16 protein-coding genes are annotated in these 19689 nt (G+C 64.0%); 12 read left to right on the top strand and 4 right to left on the bottom strand.

Features of this window, described 5'->3' with window-relative positions; translation table 11 throughout:
• Positions 1 to 86: 86 nt before the first annotated feature.
• Genes A5636_RS02380 through nbtC form a run of 3 tightly spaced genes read left to right on the top strand, consistent with a single transcriptional unit; the run spans position 87 to position 5194 of the window.
• A complete protein-coding gene (locus A5636_RS02380) occupies positions 87 to 842 on the top strand; it encodes a thioesterase II family protein (RefSeq protein WP_065157074.1) in 756 nt (251 codons plus the stop codon).
• Positions 839 to 2125, top strand: a complete 1287-nt coding sequence (locus A5636_RS02385) for a polyketide synthase (RefSeq protein ID WP_301336665.1) — start codon at positions 839 to 841, stop codon at positions 2123 to 2125. The genes A5636_RS02380 and A5636_RS02385 overlap by 4 nt, the downstream gene beginning before the upstream one ends.
• Positions 2126 to 2143: 18 nt before the next feature.
• Positions 2144 to 5194, top strand: coding sequence for a nocobactin polyketide synthase NbtC (gene nbtC, locus A5636_RS02390; protein WP_065157076.1), 3051 nt, complete (start codon positions 2144 to 2146; stop codon positions 5192 to 5194).
• Between the two features lie 12 nt (positions 5195 to 5206).
• Here the strand turns inward: nbtC and A5636_RS02395 are convergent, their stop codons facing one another.
• Positions 5207 to 5422: an MbtH family protein gene (locus A5636_RS02395; protein WP_065157077.1), complete on the bottom strand. Its 216-nt coding sequence runs from the start codon at positions 5420 to 5422 to the stop codon at positions 5207 to 5209.
• Positions 5403 to 6689, bottom strand: coding sequence for an NADPH-dependent L-lysine N(6)-monooxygenase MbtG (mbtG, locus tag A5636_RS02400; protein WP_065157186.1), 1287 nt, complete (start codon positions 6687 to 6689; stop codon positions 5403 to 5405). The genes A5636_RS02395 and mbtG overlap by 20 nt, the downstream gene beginning before the upstream one ends.
• Before the next feature lie 188 nt (positions 6690 to 6877).
• Here mbtG and A5636_RS02405 point away from each other — a divergent pair, with 188 nt between their 5' ends.
• The 4 genes from A5636_RS02405 to A5636_RS02420 all read left to right on the top strand — a co-directional run bounded on the left by A5636_RS02405 (position 6878) and on the right by A5636_RS02420 (position 12347).
• A complete protein-coding gene (locus A5636_RS02405; protein ID WP_065157078.1) occupies positions 6878 to 8506 on the top strand; it encodes a (2,3-dihydroxybenzoyl)adenylate synthase in 1629 nt (542 codons plus the stop codon).
• A gap of 133 nt (positions 8507 to 8639) precedes the next feature.
• On the top strand, positions 8640 to 9071 hold the full coding sequence (locus tag A5636_RS02410; protein ID WP_081287545.1) for a hypothetical protein: 432 nt from the start codon (positions 8640 to 8642) through the stop codon (positions 9069 to 9071).
• Positions 9072 to 9075: 4 nt separating this feature from the next.
• Positions 9076 to 9519, top strand: a complete 444-nt coding sequence (locus tag A5636_RS02415; RefSeq protein ID WP_155763505.1) for an MmpS family transport accessory protein — start codon at positions 9076 to 9078, stop codon at positions 9517 to 9519.
• Entirely contained in the window at positions 9516 to 12347 is a 2832-nt protein-coding gene (locus A5636_RS02420) for an RND family transporter (protein WP_065157079.1), read from the top strand. The genes A5636_RS02415 and A5636_RS02420 overlap by 4 nt, the downstream gene beginning before the upstream one ends.
• Positions 12348 to 12357: 10 nt before the next feature.
• On the opposite strand, the gene A5636_RS02425 is transcribed toward A5636_RS02420, so the two are convergent.
• Entirely contained in the window at positions 12358 to 13716 is a 1359-nt protein-coding gene (locus A5636_RS02425; protein ID WP_437339790.1) for a salicylate synthase, read from the bottom strand.
• 280 nt (positions 13717 to 13996) lie between these two features.
• Here A5636_RS02425 and A5636_RS02430 point away from each other — a divergent pair, with 280 nt between their 5' ends.
• Together A5636_RS02430 and A5636_RS02435 are read left to right on the top strand one after the other, a co-directional pair.
• Positions 13997 to 14206 (top strand): hypothetical protein, encoded by a 210-nt coding sequence (locus A5636_RS02430; protein ID WP_065157081.1) that lies wholly within the window; start codon positions 13997 to 13999, stop codon positions 14204 to 14206.
• Positions 14207 to 14501: 295 nt separating this feature from the next.
• Positions 14502 to 15734: a sodium-dependent bicarbonate transport family permease gene (locus A5636_RS02435; RefSeq protein ID WP_065157082.1), complete on the top strand. Its 1233-nt coding sequence runs from the start codon at positions 14502 to 14504 to the stop codon at positions 15732 to 15734.
• 8 nt (positions 15735 to 15742) lie between these two features.
• Here the strand turns inward: A5636_RS02435 and hemW are convergent, their stop codons facing one another.
• Positions 15743 to 16915 (bottom strand): radical SAM family heme chaperone HemW, encoded by a 1173-nt coding sequence (gene hemW / locus A5636_RS02440; protein ID WP_065157083.1) that lies wholly within the window; start codon positions 16913 to 16915, stop codon positions 15743 to 15745.
• 151 nt (positions 16916 to 17066) lie between these two features.
• On the opposite strand from hemW, the gene A5636_RS27695 reads away from it, so the two are divergent.
• The 3 genes from A5636_RS27695 (at position 17067) to A5636_RS02450 (ending at position 19688) form a co-directional block, all read left to right on the top strand.
• Positions 17067 to 17168 (top strand): Ms4527A family Cys-rich leader peptide, encoded by a 102-nt coding sequence (locus tag A5636_RS27695; RefSeq protein WP_367592375.1) that lies wholly within the window; start codon positions 17067 to 17069, stop codon positions 17166 to 17168.
• A gap of 112 nt (positions 17169 to 17280) precedes the next feature.
• A complete protein-coding gene (locus tag A5636_RS02445) occupies positions 17281 to 18951 on the top strand; it encodes a nitrite/sulfite reductase (protein WP_065157084.1) in 1671 nt (556 codons plus the stop codon).
• Positions 18948 to 19688, top strand: a complete 741-nt coding sequence (locus A5636_RS02450) for a phosphoadenylyl-sulfate reductase (RefSeq protein WP_065157085.1) — start codon at positions 18948 to 18950, stop codon at positions 19686 to 19688. Before A5636_RS02445 ends, A5636_RS02450 begins: the two co-directional genes overlap by 4 nt.
• Position 19689 lies beyond the last annotated feature (1 nt).

The following is a 19689-nucleotide window of genomic DNA, read 5'->3' on the forward strand; positions in this document are numbered from 1 at the left end:
TTAGCCTTCGCTAAGTTCATGCGCCTGCGGCCTTCGCGGCGAATCATGCGGGCCGGCACAACGGGGTTCACGAGAGGTGGGATCGCATGCCGCGCACACTTGGCTGGATCAGGCAGTTCCACCAACCGGATTCGTCCGAGCGCCCCACCTTGCTGGTCTTTCCCCACGCCGGCGCCGGTGCGTCGGCCTACCGCACCTTCTCCAAGGTCCTGACTAACGATTTCAATGTCGTGATCTTCCAATACCCGGGCCGTCAGGACCGTGCGGCCGAACCCCCACTGCCCACGCTCGCCGAGATCGCAGCGGGGGCCTTCGAAGAATTCTCGGCATCTGAACACAACCGCGGCCCCGTCCTCGCGTTCGGACACAGCATGGGCGGCTGGGCTGCTTTCGAGTTCGTTCGGATCGCCGAAGCTCACGGGATCGAGGTGCGCCAGCTGGTCGTCTCTGCGGCGGTAGCTCCGGCCAACGCGATCACCAAACCCTCACATCCCACCGAGGACGAGGAGATCCTCAACCACTTGACCGCCCTGGAAGGCACCAACTCCGCCGTCTTCGGCAACCGCGACCTGATGAGACTGGCACTCCCCGTGATCAAAGCCGACTATGGCGCATGCGATGCGTATTCGTGCACCGACGACGTGAAAGTCTCCGCTCCGATCCACGCACTCGGCGGTGACCAGGACCCGATCGTCACGCTCGCAGACCTCTACGGATGGGGCAAGCACACCGACAGTGTCGAAGTCACCCTGTTCGAGGGCGGCCACTTCTTCCTCAACGATCACCTCGATGACGTGGCCGAGCTGCTGGCCTCTTGTCTACAACGCGAGCAGACCCGGTGACCGACCCCGTCGTTATCTCTGGGATGGCAGTCGAAGCGCCGGGCGGCCTCGACACCCCTGCCGCCTTGTGGGAAGCGTTGTGTGATTCCCGCGAACTGATCTCCCCGTTTCCGCGGGATCGGGGATGGCCCGTCGAGGACCTCTTGGCGGTGTCCGAGACAGACGGTTGGGGAAAGATCTGCGACGCAGGCGGTTTCATGGAAAGCGCCATGACCTTCGACCCGCCGTTCTTCGGCATCACCCATCGCGAAGCTCTGGTGATGCATCCCCAGCAACGGGTCGCGATGCGGGTGGCCTGGAAGGCGCTGGAGAACGCCGGCATCAACCCGGCCACCCTCGAAGGGGAATTCGGCGGGTGCTTCGTCGGAATGTCGATGACCGAGTACGGCACCCGCACCGCGGTGGCTGATGGTTACACCGGTCACCGCACCGTCGGCATGGGCCAGCTGGGCGGTGCCGGCCGAATCTCGCACTGCCTCGGCCTGACCGGCCCGTCGATGTGCATCGACTCGGCTTGCGGTTCGTCTCTGACCGCCCTGCAATTGGCGGCGAACTCGGTGGCGATGGACGAATGCGAGTGGGCACTCGCTGGTGCCGTGTGTGTACTGGGCTCACCGGCAGCATTTTTCGAGTTCGGCAAGCTTCACGCGTTATCCGACGACGGCCACTGCCGGGCATACTCCGACGACGTCAGCGGCACCGTCTGGGGAGAAGGCGCGGGAATGGTTGTGCTGGAACGGGAATCGCGGGCACGTCAACTGGGACACCGCATTTACGGCCGCATCCTGGCCGTCCGCACCAATCACAACGGCAAAGGAAAACCGATCCTGGTGCCCCGGGTGCGCGCGCAGGAACAGGTGGTGCAGAAGACGCTTGACGCAGCCGGAATCGACCCAGCCGACGTCGGCATGATCGAAGGGCACGGCACCGCGACCCTAGCCGGCGACCCGGTGGAACTGCTCGCGCTGTTCAAGACATACGGTGCGGCAGGATCCCAGGCGCTGCTGGGATCGATCAAGTCGAACGCCGGGCATGCACAGGCCGCGGCGGGGATTTTGGGATTGATCAAGGTGCTGCTCGCCGGGCAGCACGGTTACATTCCGCCAACCTTGTTCGCAGACAACCCCACTACCAAGCTCGACTGGGATCTAGTGGGCATCCGGTTGGCCAGCGAGGTACATGAATGGCAGCCCAAAGACGGTGTCCGGTACGGCGCCGCGTCATCCTTCGGCGCCGGTGGCGCCAACGCGCACGCGATCGTCGCGATGCCCGCGAGTGCTTGAGTCCCCGAGAGTGAGAACGTGACGCCTCTTACGTACCGACTCCCGAACGGGTCGATTCCGGTCCTGCTCACGGCCGAGGCCGCCGACCTGCTGCCACGGGAAGCCTCAGCTGTGCTTGCCTACGCCACAGCGCATTCCGACGTATCACCGCAGGCGATCGCCGACATGCTGTTCCGTACCCGGATAGCCCGCAAGTACCGGGCCGTGGCCACCGTTTCGGATCGGGATGAGCTGCTGAGCGCGCTGCAGGCGGTTGCCGAAGATCGCGGCCACCCCCAGGTTGTTCGCTGTGGGACCGCCGCCACCAGTCGCAGCGTCGGATTCGTGTTTCCGGGGCAGGGCAGTCAACGTCCTGGCATGGGTCGGTTGTTCTATGAGTCGGTGCCGGCGTTTCGCGCCGAGGCCGATCGCTGCGCGGCGGCGTTCGCGGCCTACGCGGGACAGTCACCGCTGGATTACCTTCTCGACGAGACCCTTCCGGTCGACGACGACGCCGCCACCGTACAGCCGGCCTTGTTCACCCAGATGGCGGGTCTGGCCGCAATGTGGCAATCCTTCGGCGTGGCACCGCAGACCACAATCGGGCACAGCCAAGGCGAAATCGCCGCCGCCTACTTGTCCGGATTGACCACCCTGGACGACGCGGTCCGAATCGTCGCCATCCGCTCCCGCGCTGCCGACGAGTTCGCCTCGCACACCTATGCGATGGCGGTGATTGCCGCAGACCGGGAGACGTGTGAGGACCTGCTCGCCCGCAGCTCCGGCTGGGTGCAGCTTTCGGTAGTCAATTCGCCTAACCTGCACGGGATTTCGGGCGACCGGGATGCAGTGCAGTGCATCGTGGACACCTGCGCCGAGCGGGACGTGTTCGCACGAATGATCGGCGTCCGTTACCCCGCACACACCAGCTTGATCAACGAGCTCAACGACAAGCTACGCAGCGCCGCCCAGCGCGAACTGGAGAATCCGAAGTTTCTCGACTCCGAGATCGACTGCGTCGGCACCACTCTCGGCGGCGCCATCACGCCGGATGTGGCGGTAGACCAGTACTGGTTCTGGAACCTGCGCAACACCGTTCGTTTCGACAAAGCGATCGCGGCGGCGTCGGCCTTGGGCGTCGATGCCTTTGTCGAACTGGCCGAACATCCCACCTTGCAGCTGGCCATCCAAGAAAACCTCGCCGACGTCGACCTTGAGCATCCTGCCTTGGTGCTCGGCACTTCCCTGCGCGCGGCCGGTGATCTCGACGACTTCACCGGCAATCTGCTGCAACTGGCGTTGCATGATCTGGATTTCGCATGGGAGGCGCTGGGTACCGAATTCGACGGCCCAGCGCCGTTGCCGCTGCTCGACTTTCCGAACACGGTCTGGAACGAGGTCAAGCTGTGGATGCCTTACGAGCACGGCGCTGTCGCTGTCGCAGCGCCGAAGCCAGCCCCTGCCCCTACCCCTGCAGCAACCACCACACGCCCGCGTCTGCTCGCCGAGGAATGGGTTCGGTTGTCCCGACGCTCGCTGGTGCCGCCGCGAACTATCGGCATCATCGACCACACCGGTGAGTGCAGTGATCTCGCCGATGCGCTCTGCGCGGCCGCCGGCGACGTCGGCGCCACCGCGCGCCGGGTCAACGCCGAGACCGCCACGACGGTAGGCGGCTTAGACACTCTCGTCTTGCTTCTCCCGCAATCGCCGCTACGCGATGCCGCCACGGCGGCGGCACAGGTCGCGACATTCTTCGCCAATCGCGCGTGGTGGCCGGGTGTCGATGCCGCAATCACCGATTTCTGGCTGGTCACGGTGGCTGGCGAGACGGTAATCGCCGACGATCCCCCGCCGGACCTGGTACCTGCCGCGGTCAGCGCCGGCTTTCGCAGTGTCGGAGCCAAGTACCCGGGGACGAGGTTCCGTCACCTTGATTTGCCGGCCGGAACTGCGGAGTCCGCACCTGCCGCGACAGCGCTGGTGGCGGCTTTGCATACGGCCCACGAGTCGGAACTCGCGCTGCGTGGCGGTGCCCTCTACGCCAAGCGCGTGAGCGAAAAGCAGCCTCCCACAACAGACTCCAACGCCGCACCGGCCGAACATGTCCTGATCATCGGCGGCACAGGCAAGCTCGGACTCGAAATCTGCGAGCATTATGCCCGTCGCGGCGCGGGGCGAATCAGTTTGGTCAACAGGTCGGGCGAGACCGCCGCAACCGCCGACTGCCTGCAGCGCATCCGGGCGGTCACGCCCACCGATATTCGCGTCATCGCCTGCGATGTGACTGACCCGGGCGCCGTGGCGCAACTCGCGCAGGAGGGCACAGCCGCGGACTTGGTTATTCATGCCGCCGTGGAGTACTCGGGTATCGAACTGGAAGACATCACGGTTGACAAGGTTGACCAGGCGTTGCAAGCCAAGGTGGTCGGTATCACCCGGGTGTTGGACAGCTTTCCCCTGGCCGACAACTGCCGGGTCGTGTTCTGCTCCTCGGTGTCGGCCACCGTCGGGGGCCGCGGGTTGGCTCTCTACGCAGCAGGCAACCGCATGCTCGACGCGCTGGCACACCAGCTCAGATCCACCGGTGTGGACTGTATTTCGGTGCAGTGGGGCCATTGGGCAGTCCATCTGGATCAGTCCGGGTTGACAATGCTGTCAGGCCTCGGGGTAGTGCCGATGCATCCTGCCGACGCCCTTGAGGTGGGCATGGGACGGTTCAGCGAGAACGTGATCGTTACGGCGTTCGACCTCGACCGCGCCCGCTCTGTGCTGGAGACCTGCGGTCGTCATTCCTTGTTGTCGCAACTGGATTCGACTTCCCCGTACGCCGGCAAGCCAGCACCCCAGCCGCCCAACGTGGAAAATGATCTCGCGAGCCGGTTCGTAACATTGTTGGCTCAAGCCATCGGAGTCGAGAGCGCCGAGGCGATCGATACCGGCGTGCCGATGGTCGCGATGGGTCTTGACTCGTTGCAGGCGTTGGAGTTTCGCCGTCGGGTCAAGCTTGAGTTCGACCACGAGCTGGACGTTGCTGATCTGCTGGGCGGGGCATCCGTCGATGACGTGCTGGCCAAGCTGGCGAGCTAGTCGAGCGCGAAGCTAGCCGACGTTCATCGCCTCCCGCAGACTTTTCGGCCGCAGATCGGTCCAGTTCTGCTCGATATACCCGAGGCAGTTCGCGCGGGTGTCCTCGCCGAAGACAACTTGCCAGCCCGCCGGCACCGCGGTCAATGCCGGCCAGAGGCTGTGCTGCGCTTCGTCATTGACCAGAACGATGAACGTGCCATCTTCGCGGTCAAACGGATTGATACTCACCGCTTCTCCCCCGCGGACTGCCGTGAACGGCGGGCTCGGCACCGAGAACCCGATCAGACATCAAACCCAGACAGCTCAGGTTCGGGAATCCCGGGCCTTCATTGAGGCCGGACAGGTTGGGCAACACCAGTTTCGGGGTGACCCCGTCAACCGCCAGGTCGTGACCGATCGACTCCTCGAGCCGCTCACTGGTCAGCGGCCCGCCCAACCCCAACTCGAGTGAGTCCAAGGCATCCTGGCTCAGCAATGGTAGGAACCACAGCGGGTCTGCCCCGGATCCGTCGATCACCAGGTCGAAATCGTGCACGCTTTCCAGGAGCTCACCGCACTGATCTCTGTGCAGGGTGATCCAGATTCGTTCATGGCTGTCAACAACATTCGCGACGCGCCCGCGCAGATGCTTGATTCTCTCGTCAGCAAGGAGCAGATCCTGCACCCGCGAGGAGAACACGCCGCGGTCGGTACGGGCAATGCAATCGCGCCGTTCGGCCAGCGTCAGGGTTCGCCAGTGCGTGGGGTCGGAGAACAGTGAATTCTCGAAGTATCCCTCACCCCGGGTAAATAACGTTGCCTGCGGCGAGATCGCCGTGATGGTCGAAACACGATGATGAAACAGCTCGTTGAGCATCGATGCTGCGGTCTCGCCCCCACCGATCACCGCGACCTTCTCGGCGACGATCCGGTCGTGCGATGACGTGCGCTCCCAGAACTGCGAGATCGACAACATCCGCGGGTCGCCGGAAAGGATCGACCGCTGGGGCTGACCCGGCCCGGTGATCATCACCGTGTCCGCGGACAACTGCGAGTCGCGGGTGTGCAACTTCCAGTACGGACCGGTCACCGACATCTGAATCAGTTCGCCACGAACAACTTTCAAGCTGACCATGTCGGCAACCCAGCGCAGGTACCGAGCCCAGGTGTCGTGCGTCGGCGCTGGCCTCCCCCGGTCGACCCAGCCGACGAATTGGTCCGTCGCGACCAGGTATGACTGCCAGCTCCAGCGCATCATCCGCTCGTCGAGTTCGGCGTTGCGCCCCGGCACCAGTGCCGACCGATAAGGGAAGCCGACGTCTTTTTCAGGACTGGTACCCAGCCGCTGCCGACCGTCGGTCCAGCCACCGCCGGCTATCCAGTTGGCCGCGACGGAAGATCGCTCGATAGCGAAGACGTCCGGGGTTTCCTCGCCCATCTCGCGCAGCACCGCCGCCTTCGCGGCCACTGCCACCGCCTTTGCGCCTGCGCCAACGATCGCGAGGGTCTCACTCATCGCGCGGCACCTGCCGACCGCCACACGACCGGTTCGCAACACGGACGCAACCACTCCGCCAGCAAGCCGGCGAACGATGCGTCGCGCACGACCCCCACCTCCGTCTGCTTAGCTCAGGCTGTCCTAACTTTTCTGTACGCTACCCTATATTCGCGGGGCACACACGCTCGCCCCGAGGGAGCTATCGAGTGCCTGTTACCTCTGGCCCGTCGGGGGCGTCGCCGACTGGGTTCGTGCCTTTTCCCGCAGACCGGGCAACCGCATACCGTGCGGCCGGCTATTGGTCGGGCCGCCCCCTGGACTCGATCCTGCGGACGGCCGCCGCGCGCTGGCCCGATCGCATCGCCGTGGTGGATGCCGGCAACACCCTCAGCTACGCCGAACTGGATCGGCTGGCAGACCTCGCGGCCGGCGGGTTCGCCGCCCTGCCAATCTCGCCCGGTGACCGCGTGCTGCTGCAATTGCCGAACTCCTGCCGGTTCGCCGTCGCGCTGTTCGGCCTGCTGCGCGCCGGTGCCATCCCGGTCATGTGCCTACCGGGGCACCGGCTGGCGGAACTTACCCATTTCGCGCAGGTCAGCGCCGCGGTGGGGCTGATCGTCGCCGATACGGCCGCCGGCTTCGACTACCGCCCGATGGCTGAGCACCTCGCTGCGGCGCAACCGAACCTGCGGCACGTCATCGTCGACGGCGCCCCCGGTCCGTTCCTGGCATGGACGGACCTGCCCAGCAACACTCCCCCGCAACTCGAGGTCGACACCGCCGGCCCCGCACTGCTGCTGGTCTCCGGCGGCACCACGGGTCTGCCGAAGTTGATTCCGCGCACCCACGACGACTACGTCTACAACGCCACCGCCAGCGCGCAACTGTGCCGGCTCACCGACGCCGACGTGTACCTGGTGGCGCTACCGGCAGCGCACAACTTTCCCCTGGCGTGCCCAGGCATCCTGGGCGCACTGAGTGTCGGCGCCACCGTCGTGTTCAGCGATGACCCGAGCCCGGAGGCGGCGTTCGCCACCATTGAGCGGCACGGCGTTACCGTCACCGCATTGGTGCCGGCGTTGGCCAAGCTGTGGGCCCAAGCCTGCGACTGGGAACCGGTGACGCCAAAGTCATTACGGCTGTTACAGGTTGGCGGTTCCAAGCTGGAGCCCGGGGATGCGCGCAACGTCCGTGAAGCGCTGACGCCGGGTCTGCAACAGGTGTTCGGTATGGCCGAGGGGTTGCTGAACTTCACCCGACTCGACGATCCGCCGGACCTGCTCGATCATACCCAGGGCCGCCCGTTGAGCCCGGCGGACGAAGTGCGGATCGTCGACACCGAGGGGGTGCCGGTCGGGCCGGGCGGTGAAGGCGAACTTCTGGCGCGCGGGCCCTACACCCTCAACGGCTACTTTCACGCCGCCCGCGAGAACGAGCGCAGCTTCGATCCCGACGGTTTTTACCGCAGCGGGGACCTGGTACACCTGCGCGCCGACGGGTATCTGGTGGTCACCGGGCGGGTCAAGGACGTCATCTGCCGGTGCGGTGAAACCATCAGTGCCCAGGACATCGAAGAGCAGTTGTTGACCCATCCGTCGATCTGGTCAGTGGCGGCCGTGCCGCTCCCCGACCCCGATTTGGGCGAACGCGTCTGTGCAGCAGTTGTTTTCAGTGGACCGCCGGTCACTCTTGCGGAGCTGAACGCCTATCTGGACGAGCAGGGCGTGGCCACCCACGCCCGGCTCGACCAGTTGGTCACACTACCGAAACTGCCCGTGACGCCGATCGGCAAGATCGACAAGAAGGCTATCGCCGCACAGCTTGCCGCGCAGTAATCTCCCGCGCGCCGGGTGTCCACCACAACTACGTCAAACTCTGCTCGATGTGACTTGAGATACCTTATTGAGATCTCGCAATAGCAGACGGTAGTGTTCTCTAAATTCAACGACCGAGCGGAAGAACTGGGCGGTGACAGATTTAGGTTTGTACGGCGGTTTGACGCTGTTGTCCCTGGCCCTGGTGTTGGTGCTGGCTTTCTGTGCTGCGGTCTACGTCCGACGGCTCAGCACGCGTCCGACCACCGCGGTGGGTGAACAACTGGGCAGCGCGAACGCGGTATTGCGTAAATTGCGCCACCGCGAACCGATGTCGGAGCAGGAGTGGGACTACGCGAAACAGGTCGTCGCCGATCGCGGATCGGTGCTGGCACTGTCGATACCAGGCACCCTCTTCATGCTGGGCTGCTTCTTCGTGTTCGGCAGCCTTGAACACCTGCACGGCGCGACGCCCTCGGAGCGGACATTCCTCGGTGTCATTCCCATGCTGACCTCCACCAGCCTGGCCCTTCGCCTGCTCGGCGGCGTACGGCTGAAACGACGCCTCAAGAAAGTAAAGAGGTGATCCCATGAGCCCTCGTTTCACTGTGCGAACCGTCCTGGCGCGGGTCTGGATGCCGTTGGTCGCCGTCATTGCGGTGGGAGTCGGTGTGCTGGGCATGTGGAAGGTGCATCAGATGTCGGCGCCCGCCCCGGTCATCACGGTCAACGGACCGCAGGCCCCTGAGCAGTCCACCACCAAACAGCTCACCTACGAGGTGTTCGGCTCGACCGGGGACGGCGGAAAATTGGTGTACGTAGACATCGACGGGCATCCGCATCAGTTCGATTTTTCGACATTGCCGTGGTCGCACACCGAAACGACCACGCTCACCGTGGTTTCGGGCAGTGTCTCGGCGCACACTCGCGGCGGCCAGGTCGGCTGCCGAATACTGGTCAACGGCGTAGTACGCGATGAGCAGTCCACCATCCACGAGAATGCGGATGTCATCTGCCGGGTGAAATCGGCATGAGTGAGCATCGGGCGAAGCGGCCCTTCATTCCGAGAGCTGTTCGCGCACTGGCGATACCGATCATTGTCTTCTGGGCTTTGGTCGCCATCACAACGAACACGTTCATGCCCCAAGTCGAAAAAGTCGCCGAGGAACTCGCGGGACCGATGGTCCCGCACTACGCGCCTTCCCAGCGGTCGATGCTGCGAATCGGGGAGAAGTTCCGCGAGTCAACCTCGACCAGCCTGACGATGGTCGTGTTCGAAGCCAACCGGCCACTGGGTGACCAGGACCACCGTTACTACGACGATTTGATGCGCCGGCTCAAACGGGACACCAAGCACGTCCAGTACGTGATGGACCTGTGGGGAAAGCCGATCACGTCGGCCGGGGCCCAAAGCGTCGACGGCAAGGCCACTTACGTACTGCTGCGCCTCGCCGGGGACATCGGCCAGATACAGGCGAACGAGTCCGTCGACGCAGTCCGGGACATCGTCAAGAAGGACGAGCCCCCGCCTGGGCTCAAGGTTTACGTCAGCGGCGCCGCGCCGCTCGCATCCGACACCCTGACCATCGCCAACGCGAGCCTGAACAACGTCACCATAGTGACCATCTTCCTGATCATTGCGATGCTGCTATTGGTCTACCGGTCCCTCGGCACGCTGCTGGTGCCACTGGCCGGGGTGTTGATCGAAATGCTTGTCGCGAAGGGAATCGTTGCGACCCTTGGACATTTGGGATACATCGAGCTGTCGTCATTCGCCGTCAACATCGTGATCGCCCTGACCCTGGGCGCGGGGACGGATTACGGCATCTTCCTGATGGGCCGCTATCACGAGGCTCGACTGGCCGGTGAAAGCAGAGAGGACGCGTTCTACACCGCGTATCGCGGTGTAGCGCCGATCATTATCGGCTCCGGCCTCACCATCGCGGGAGCATGCTACTGCTTGACGCTGGCCCGGCTCAACTACTTCCACACCATGGGGCCCGCCGTGGCCATCACCATGCTCTTCACCATCGCGGCCGCGCTGACCCTCGGCCCGGCGCTGTTGACGGTAGGCAGCCTGTTCGGGATGTTCGACCCGAAGAAAAAGGTCAAGGCACGTCTGTATCGCCGGATCGGCGCAAGCGTGGTGCGGTGGCCGGTGCCGATCCTGGCGGCGAGTGCTGCCGTGGTCATGATCGGGGCGGTCTTCGTGCCGACCTATCAGATGAATTACGACGACCGCGCCTACCAGCCGGCCGACGCGCCCGCCAACCAGGGCTTCGCCGCGGCGGACCGGCACTTCTCCAAGAGCAAGCTGTTCTCGGAGATGCTGATGGTCGAAACCGACCACGACATGCGGAATTCCGCAGATTTCATCTCGCTGGACCGAGTGGCGAAGGCGCTCATTCGACTGCACGGCGTCGCGATGGTGCAGAGCATCACCAGACCCTTGGGCAGGGCATTGGAGCATGCCACCCTGCCCTATCTGTTCACCACGCAAGGAAGCGGGAACGGCCAGCAACTTCCGTTCAACAGGGAGCAGAACGCCAACACCGACCAGCAGGCAAAGATTCAGGCGAACACCGTCGAGGTGCTCGATCGGTTGATCAACCTTTTCCAGCACATGTCCGACGAGATGCACCAGACCGTGCTCACGATGGAGGACATGCAACGGGTCACCATGGAGTTGGACGAGGAACTCTCCAATCTCGACGATTTCTTCCGGCCGCTCCGCAGCTACTTCTATTGGGAGCGACACTGTTTCGACATCCCGGTGTGCTGGGCATTCAGGTCGTTGTTCGACGCGCTCGACGGCATCGACAAAATGGCCGCCGATATCAAGGACGCGGTCGGCTCTCTCGAAGTCATCGACCGGCTGCTCCCGCAGATGATCACGCAGATGAAGATCATGCGGGACGACACCATGGCGTTACAGGCACTGCTGGTCAACACCTACGGTTCAGCCGATCTGCAGTCCATCCAGACCGACCAGACCTTTGACGACATGATCAACGTCGGCCTCGACTTCGATCGGTCCCGCAGCGACGACTTCTTCTACATCCCCAGAGAGGGTTTCGAGAACGAGGACGTCAAAGTCGGTATGACGCTGATGATGTCACCGGACGGCAAGGCGGCACGGTTCATCGTCACTCATGAAGGTGACGCCATGGGGCCCGAAGGCGTGGAACATGTCGAAGCATTCCCCGAAGCGATCACCACGGCGTTGAAGGAAACATCGCTGGCGGGCGCGCGGGTCTATATCGGCGGCTCGGGGTCCAATGACAAGGACATCAAGGAATACGCGGCATCGGATCTGCTCATCGCAGCCATAGCCGCCTTCGTGCTCATCTTCTTGATCATGATGTTCCTCACACGAAGTCTGGTGGCCGCCTTGGTAATTCCGGGTACGGTGGCGTTCTCCTACGCTGGGGCGTTCGGGCTGTCCATACTCGTGTGGCAACACCTCATCGGCCTGCACCTGCACTGGTTGGTGCTGCCGCTGACATTCATCATCCTGGTCGCGGTGGGATCGGACTACAACCTGTTGTTGATCGCCCGGGTGAAGGAGGAGATCCACGCCGGCTTGAATACCGGCCTGATCCGCGCGCTCGGCAGTACCGGCGGCGTGGTGACGTCTGCGGGTCTGGTATTCGCGTTCACCATGCTGGCCATGCTGACCAGCGATCTCCGCACGATCGGCCAGGTGGGTTCGACGGTATGTATCGGCCTGCTACTCGACACGTTGATCGTGCGTTCGTTCGTGGTGCCGTGCGTCATGCGGATACTTGGTCCGTGGTTCTGGTGGCCGACGTTCGTACGGGCACGTCCGCTTCGGCCACGGTCGCCGGCGCCGGTACCTTGAGCCGTCCCGCCTAGGCGTCCGGTCGCCGCTCGATCAGATAGGGCGCCAGGGTCGACAGCTTCTCGCAGGTTTCCTCGAATTCCCGCTCAGGATCGGAGGCTTCGATGATTCCGGCACCCGCCCGCAGCCAGGTTCGCCCGTCACGTTCGTAGGCTGCGCGCAGGGTCAGCGCCGCGTCCAGCCCACCGTCGGCGGAGAACATCACCACGGCGCCGGAATAAAGTCCGCGCGGACCCTCGTCGAGGCGCAGGATCGCGTCTACCCCGTCTGCTTTCGGGATTCCCGACGCAGTGACCGCCGGGAAGAGTGCCTCCAACGCGTCCATCCGATCACTGGCCGGATCCAACCGGCCGGTGATGGTCGAACCGAGATGTTGCACACTGCCACGCTCACGCACCGCCATGAAGTCGGTGACGGCCGCCGTCCCGGGTTCGGCGATCTCGGCGATCTCCTGCAGCGAGGTACGGACCGAAATAGCGTGCTCGACAATCTCTTTGGAGTTCGACTCCAGATCGTCTCGCGCTTGGCGGTCATGCAACGGGCCACGGCCCAGCGCGCGGGTGCCGGCTAGCGGTTCGGTGACCACCAAGCCGTCCGGCTGTACAGCGGTGACCAGTTCCGGACTGTAACCCAGTGCCCGAATACCGCCGAGCCGCAAGAGGAATGACCGCACCGGCGTGTTGTGGCGACGGCCCAGTCGGTAGGTGGACGGAAAGTCCAGCGCGAAGGGCACTTCGACAGAGCGGGACAGGATCACCTTGTGGTAGTCGCCGTTGACGATCTCGCCGACGGCGACGGCGACCCGACGGCGGTACTCGGACGGGTCGACGGACAAGTCCAGCAGACGCGACGGCGGCACCTCGCGCACTCCAGCACTGAGCAGCCGCTCGAGTGCCTGTCGCTCGCGCGTCCCCGCTCCGGAAAGGCAGACCCCGTCCTGGGTGATCACGATGCAGGTGCGCGGCCAGAAGACGCGCGCCAGCGGGGTATGCGGCGCCAACTTCTGCTGCAGTCCATACCGGTACACGCCGAATTCGAATGCCACCCAGCCGAACGCCCGGTCGGTCTCCAGTAGCAAGCGGTCAACGGCCTCGCCCAGGACGGCCGCGGGCCGCCCCGACCACTGCTGGCGCAGGGTGACTCCATCGCGGATGACCCGCAGTTCGTCGCTGTCCAGTTCGACCATTGCCTGCACGCCCAGGGCCAGCAGCCATTCCCCGTCGTGCTCGTAGAGCAGATATTCCTCGCCTGTCGGCTCGACCAGCACAGCTGCCAGTTCGGCGGCCAGATCACTCGGGTCGGCCCCGGCGGGCAGAGGCACGTTCAGCGACGCAGTGCTGACAGAACTCGTCCCGACGCCGGCCTCCATCACAGAAGTAAATGTAGCCTAACCTACTCCCGAGCGCTCGCCCCCCTCGCCGTTCCCGCGCCCGCGACGACACCGCAGGTGGATCTCACACCGGCCGCCTGAGCAGACCCACTGGGTGAACAGTCGGACGCCAGGACTCTCGGTCCACCGCTAGTTCCAAACGTTTCCAAAGCTTTCACCCGCCGGCCTCCTACCCGACGAGCCCGGATCCCCGCCCACTTTTACGATCCGAGCTACCAAGCACGCAACACGAGACAGCAGAGCAATGGGGGGGTCAGCCATGTTCGTCATCCGGACGACCGACGGTGAGGAAATCAAGGGTGAGTCTGAGAACCTGATGATCAACCATGAGACCGGTGTGCTCACCGTCCGCACAGTCGACGGCTTCGAAGAAATCACCACGCACTACTCGCCGGCCGGGTGGCGCTCTGTTACGCACCGGAAAAAGGACATCGGTGCCCAGACATCTCGCCTCTCCTCAGTTCGCTGACGCGATGCTTTTGTCCCAGCGAACTAACAGCTAATTGGTACTTAATACATACTGTTCGCGGCCAAAACGCTATAGCCAGCGCCGTTATGGATCTCACCCGTTACGTCGGCGTTTCGTTGCCCGAACGAGCCCGAAAACCAACCCGAAATTGCGCCTTCCGCAGCATTTCTGAGTGGCAGCTCGACAAAACCTCAAGTTAGATTCTCAGCGTTATCTGGGATGTTCGTGCTCGCCTGGAATGCCTTGGCGGTCAGGACTTCCTGCAAGTCGCCGCATGACGCTCGGGAGGTACTAGATGCTGCACGAGTTCTGGGAAAATTTCACGCACAACCTGTTCAAGCCGCTGCTGCTGTTCTTCTACTTCGGATTCCTGATCCCAATCTTGAAGGTGCGCTTCGAATTTCCGTATGTGATCTACCAGGGTTTGACCATGTACCTGCTGCTGGCGATCGGTTGGCACGGGGGTGAGGAACTCGCCAAAATCGAACCGTCGAGCGTCGGCGTCATCGTCGGCTTCATGGTGATGGGATTCGTGTTGAACTTCCTCATCGGAGCCGTCGCGTACTACCTCCTTCGCTATACGACCAGGATGCGACGAGTCGACAGGGCCACGGTCGCCGGGTATTACGGGTCGGATTCAGCTGGAACATTTGCCACCTGCGTAGCCGTACTCACCAGCATCGGCATCGCCTTCAACGCCTACATGCCGGTCATGCTGGCCGTCATGGAGGTTCCGGGCTGCCTGGTGGCGCTCTACCTGGTGGCGCGGCTACGACACCGCGGCATGGACGAAGCCGGGAACATGCCCGACGAGCCCGGTTACCGCGTCCGGGTCGGTATCGGACCCGGCACGGTCGCGAGGCCCCCGGATGGCCGCAGCGTCGAAAGTCGACACCGCGAGATCGAGCAGGAACTCGAATTATCGCTGGAGAAGCGGGAACACGACGACCGGGATTGCGACGACGGGGGCCGGGATGCGGCCAAGAAGTCGAGGCTGTTCTCGCGGGAACTGCTACAGGAGGTCTTCCTCAACCCCGGGCTGTGCCTGCTCGTAGGTGGGATCATCATCGGCCTCGTCAGTGGACTGCAGGGCGAGAAGGTGGTCCATGACGACGACGCCTTCTTCGTCACGGCCTTCCAGGGTGTTCTGGCGCTGTTCCTGCTCGAAATGGGCATGACGGCATCCCGCAAGCTGCGGGACCTGCGATCGGCGGGGCGCGGATTCATCTTCTTCGGTCTGTTGGCGCCTAATCTGTTTGCGACATTGGGAATTTTCGTGGCGCACGGCTATGCGGCCCTCACCCACGCCGACTTCAAACCAGGAACCTATGTGCTGTTCGCGGTGCTCTGCGGCGCAGCGTCTTACATCGCCGTGCCAGCCGTGCATCGACTTGCCATCCCCGAAGCCAGCCCGACGTTGCCGTTGGCAGCATCACTGGGGCTGACGTTCTCCTACAACGTGACCATCGGCATTCCGCTCTACATTGAAATTGCGCGCGTCATCGGGCAATGGTTTCAGGCGAACTGAAACCCCTTCTAGTCCAACAGCATCCGCACGACCGCATCGGCGAGCAATCTACCGCGGTCGGTCAGGATCAGCACGTCGTCCTGCGCAATCAGCAAACCGTCCGCCACGGCCACGTCCGCGCGCTCGCGCTCGGCGGGGTGCAGCCGGCTCATCGGTAGCCCGTGGCGCAGCCGGATCTGCAGCATCACCTCTTCGGTGTGCAGTGCTTCGGCGCCGAGTTGCTCGAAGCCGGATACCGGTAGGGCCGCGCCAGCCAACAGTTCCGCATACGCGTTGGGGTGCTTGACATTCCACCAGCGAGTCGCGCCGATGTAGCCGTGCGCTCCGGGTCCGGCGCCCCACCATTGGCCACCCGCCCAGTAGCCGAGATTGTGGCGGCATTCACCGCCGGGCCGCGCCCAGTTGGACACCTCGTACCAGGTCAGGCCGGCCGCCTGCAGGCGCTCGTCGACCAGCTCGTAGCGGCGGGCCAGCACATCGTTGTCGGGTGCGGCCAGCTCACCGCGACGGACCCGCCCGGCCAATGCGGTGCCCTCCTCGACCACCAGCGCGTACGCAGACACATGGTCGACGCCCGTCTCGATCGCCGTATCCACCGACCGCAGCAGATCGTCATCGGACTCGCCGGGGGTGCCATAGATGAGATCCAGGCTGACGTGCTCGAAACCCAACTCGAGTGCCTCGCGAGCCGCCGACGCCGACCGGTTCGGGGTGTGCACCCGGTCCAGCACCCCGAGCAGCTGCGGCACCACCGACTGCATGCCGAGCGACACACGCGTATAGCCGGCCGACCGGATCTCCTCGAAAAATTCCGGCCAGGTGGACTCCGGGTTGGCTTCGGTCGTGATCTCGGCGTCAGGCGCCAACGGGAAATGCTCCCGCACCATGTCGAGCAACGTGGTCAGCCGCGCCCCACCCAGCAGTGACGGCGTTCCGCCGCCGACGAACACGGTGTCCAAGGACGGTCCATCCAGCCGGGCGCTGGCCAGCTCGAGTTCGGTGCGCAGTGCCTGCAGCCAGCCGTCCGGATTGACCCCGCCCAGCTCCGCGGGGGTGTATGTGTTGAAGTCGCAGTAGCCGCAGCGTGTGATGCAGAACGGCACGTGCACGTAGAGCCCGAGCGGTTGACCGGGCGTTGGCCGCATCGCCGGCAGATCTACTGCGGCCTGAACAGGAACCATGGCCAAATCTTGGCACGACAGCCCCGCGAGAGCAGTTTTGCCAGGTTATTCCCGGTTTTGTTTGCCCGAGTACCCAGCTTGCCTGGGTACTTTTAATCAGCGTGAGACGAAATTTTACCTGGTAGCGTCGTTGCGCCCGATCCATGGCAGAATGGCACCCGTGACCGCCGCCAATTCGAACCTGCGCGTAGCGCTGGTGGCGCGGCGGCATATCGACCTCAAGCGCGTTTGCAGCTGTTGCTGTCTGCCTTGATGTCGTAGACCCAGCCCACCCGTTCCACCTGCTGGCTGCCGGATCTGCGCCGCCGGAATCAACGGTGTGCTGCGCGCGTTCCAGTCGGCATGTTCGCGAAGGAGATCCCCGAATGACCACAGCACGTCCCGCCAAGGCACCTCGCAATGAGGGTCAGTGGGCGCTGGGCAATCGCGAGCCGCTCAACGGCAACGAAGAGATGAAGCAGGCCGGAGCGCCGCTCGAGGTGCGGGAACGCATCGAGAACATCTACGCCAAGAACGGTTTCGACAGCATCGAGAAGGGCGACCTGCGCGGGCGCTTCCGCTGGTGGGGTCTGTACACCCAGCGCGAGCAGGGTTACGACGGCTCATTCACCGGTGACGACAACATGGACATGCTCGAAGCCCGGTACTTCATGATGCGGGTGCGCTGCGACGGTGGCGCCATCACGACCGCCGCGCTGCGCACCCTGGGCGAGATCTCCACCGAATTCGCCCGCGACACGGCCGACATCTCTGACCGCGAGAACGTCCAGTACCACTGGATCGAGGTGGAGAACGTTCCCGAGATATGGCGGCGCCTGGAGGCGGTCGGCCTTCAGACCGCTGAGGCCTGCGGTGACTGCCCCCGCGTGATCCTGGGCTCCCCGCTGGCCGGCGAGTCGCTCGACGAGGTGCTCGACCCGACCTGGGCGATCGACGAGATCGCGCGCCGCTACATCGGCAAGCCGGATTTCGCCGACCTGCCGCGCAAGTACAAGACCGCCATCTCGGGCCTGCAGGACGTCGCACACGAGATCAACGACATCGCGTTCATCGGCGTCAACCATCCTGAGCACGGACCGGGCCTGGACCTGTGGGTCGGCGGCGGCCTGTCCACCAACCCGATGCTGGCTCAGCGCCTCGGCGCCTGGGTGCCGCTGAACGAGGTGCCCGAGGTGTGGGCAGCGGTGACCTCGATTTTCCGTGACTACGGCTATCGCCGGCTGCGAGCCAAGGCGCGGCTGAAGTTCCTGGTCAAGGACTGGGGTGTCGAGAAATTCCGGGAAGTTCTCGAAACGGAGTACCTCAAGCGCAAATTGATCGACGGCCCCGCGCCGACACCGACCACCCATCCGGTCGATCACGTCGGTGTACAACGAACCAAGAACGGGCTCAACGCCATTGGGGCATCCCCCATCGCCGGGCGGGTCTCCGGCAGCATTCTGACCGCCGTTGCCGTGCTGGCGGAGCGGGCCGGGTCGGACCGGATCCGGTTCACCCCGTACCAGAAACTGGTCATTCTCGACGTTCCGGACGAGAAGCTGGACGAGACGATCGCCGGCTTGGATGCACTCGGCCTGCAGACGCGGCCTTCGCACTGGCGCCGAAACCTGATGGCGTGCACTGGAATCGAATTCTGCAAATTGTCGTTTGCCGACACCCGGGTCCGGTCACAGTCGCTGGTGCCCGAGTTGGAAAGCCGGCTCGAGGACATCAACGCCGACCTCGATGTGCCGATCACGATCAACATCAACGGCTGCCCCAACTCGTGTGCGCGAATTCAAGTCGCCGACATCGGATTCAAAGGTCAGATGGTTGACGACGGTGATGGCAACTCGGTCGAGGGCTTCCAAGTCCACTTGGGCGGCAGCCTCGGGCTGGATAGCGGATTCGGGCGAAAACTGCGTCAGCACAAGGTCACCAGCGATGAGCTGGGCGATTACATCGAGCGGGTGGCGCGCAACTTCGTCAAGCATCGCAACGAGGGTGAACGCTTCGCGCAGTGGGCAATCCGGGCCGAGGAGGACGACCTGAGATGACTGAGGCGACCACGTTGACCGAGGACCAGTTGCGGGAGTTGGCCGCGCGCGGTGCCGCCGAGCTTCAGGGCGCCAACGCCACCGAGTTGCTGCAGTGGACGGAAGAGCATTTCGGCAACGTCAACGGACCCCGCGGGTGGGCGACGTGCAATTACGTCGTGGCCTCGAACATGCAGGACGCCGTCCTGGTGGATCTCGCCGCCAAGGTGCGCCCGGGTGTGCCAGTGATGTTCCTGGATACCGGCTACCACTTCGTGGAAACCATCGGTACTCGCGATGCGATCGAATCCGTCTACGACATCAGGGTTGTCAACGTCACCCCCGAACAGACGGTGGCCGAACAGGACAAGCTGCTGGGCAAGGACTTGTTCGCTCGAAACCCCGGTGAATGCTGCCGGCTACGCAAAGTGGTTCCGCTGGGCAAGGCGCTGCGCGGGTATTCGGCGTGGGTCACCGGCCTGCGCCGGGTGGATGCACCCACCCGCGCCAACGCCCCGCTGATCGGATTCGACGAGGCGTTCAAACTGGTGAAGATCAACCCGCTGGCGGCATGGTCCGACCAGGACATGGACGACTACATCGCCGAGCACGATGTTCTGGTCAATCCGCTGGTCAGCGAAGGCTATCCGTCGATCGGGTGCGCGCCCTGCACGGTTAAGCCGGTCGAGGGCGCCGATCCACGCAGCGGACGCTGGCAGGGCATGGCCAAGACGGAATGCGGGTTGCACGCGTCGTGAC

Origin of the sequence: Mycobacterium asiaticum, from assembly GCF_001673315.1 — a bacterium.
GTDB classification, from domain to species: domain Bacteria; phylum Actinomycetota; class Actinomycetes; order Mycobacteriales; family Mycobacteriaceae; genus Mycobacterium; species Mycobacterium asiaticum_B.

Bases quoted from the DNA above. Each gene is read 5' to 3' on its own strand.
- A5636_RS02420 (WP_065157079.1), top strand. From the start codon at position 9,516: ATGAGTGAGCATCGGGCGAAGCGGCCCTTCATTCCGAGAGCTGTTCGC.
- hemW (WP_065157083.1), bottom strand. From the start codon at position 16,915: ATGGTTCCTGTTCAGGCCGCAGTAGATCTGCCGGCGATGCGGCCAACG.
- A5636_RS02435 (WP_065157082.1), top strand. From the start codon at position 14,502: ATGCTGCACGAGTTCTGGGAAAATTTCACGCACAACCTGTTCAAGCCG.
- A5636_RS02425 (WP_437339790.1), bottom strand. From the start codon at position 13,716: ATGGAGGCCGGCGTCGGGACGAGTTCTGTCAGCACTGCGTCGCTGAAC.
- A5636_RS02450 (WP_065157085.1), top strand. From the start codon at position 18,948: ATGACTGAGGCGACCACGTTGACCGAGGACCAGTTGCGGGAGTTGGCC.
- mbtG (WP_065157186.1), bottom strand. From the start codon at position 6,689: ATGAGTGAGACCCTCGCGATCGTTGGCGCAGGCGCAAAGGCGGTGGCA.
- A5636_RS02430 (WP_065157081.1), top strand. From the start codon at position 13,997: ATGTTCGTCATCCGGACGACCGACGGTGAGGAAATCAAGGGTGAGTCT.
- A5636_RS02380 (WP_065157074.1), top strand. From the start codon at position 87: ATGCCGCGCACACTTGGCTGGATCAGGCAGTTCCACCAACCGGATTCG.
- A5636_RS02415 (WP_155763505.1), top strand. From the start codon at position 9,076: ATGAGCCCTCGTTTCACTGTGCGAACCGTCCTGGCGCGGGTCTGGATG.
- A5636_RS02445 (WP_065157084.1), top strand. From the start codon at position 17,281: ATGACCACAGCACGTCCCGCCAAGGCACCTCGCAATGAGGGTCAGTGG.
- A5636_RS27695 (WP_367592375.1), top strand. From the start codon at position 17,067: ATGGCACCCGTGACCGCCGCCAATTCGAACCTGCGCGTAGCGCTGGTG.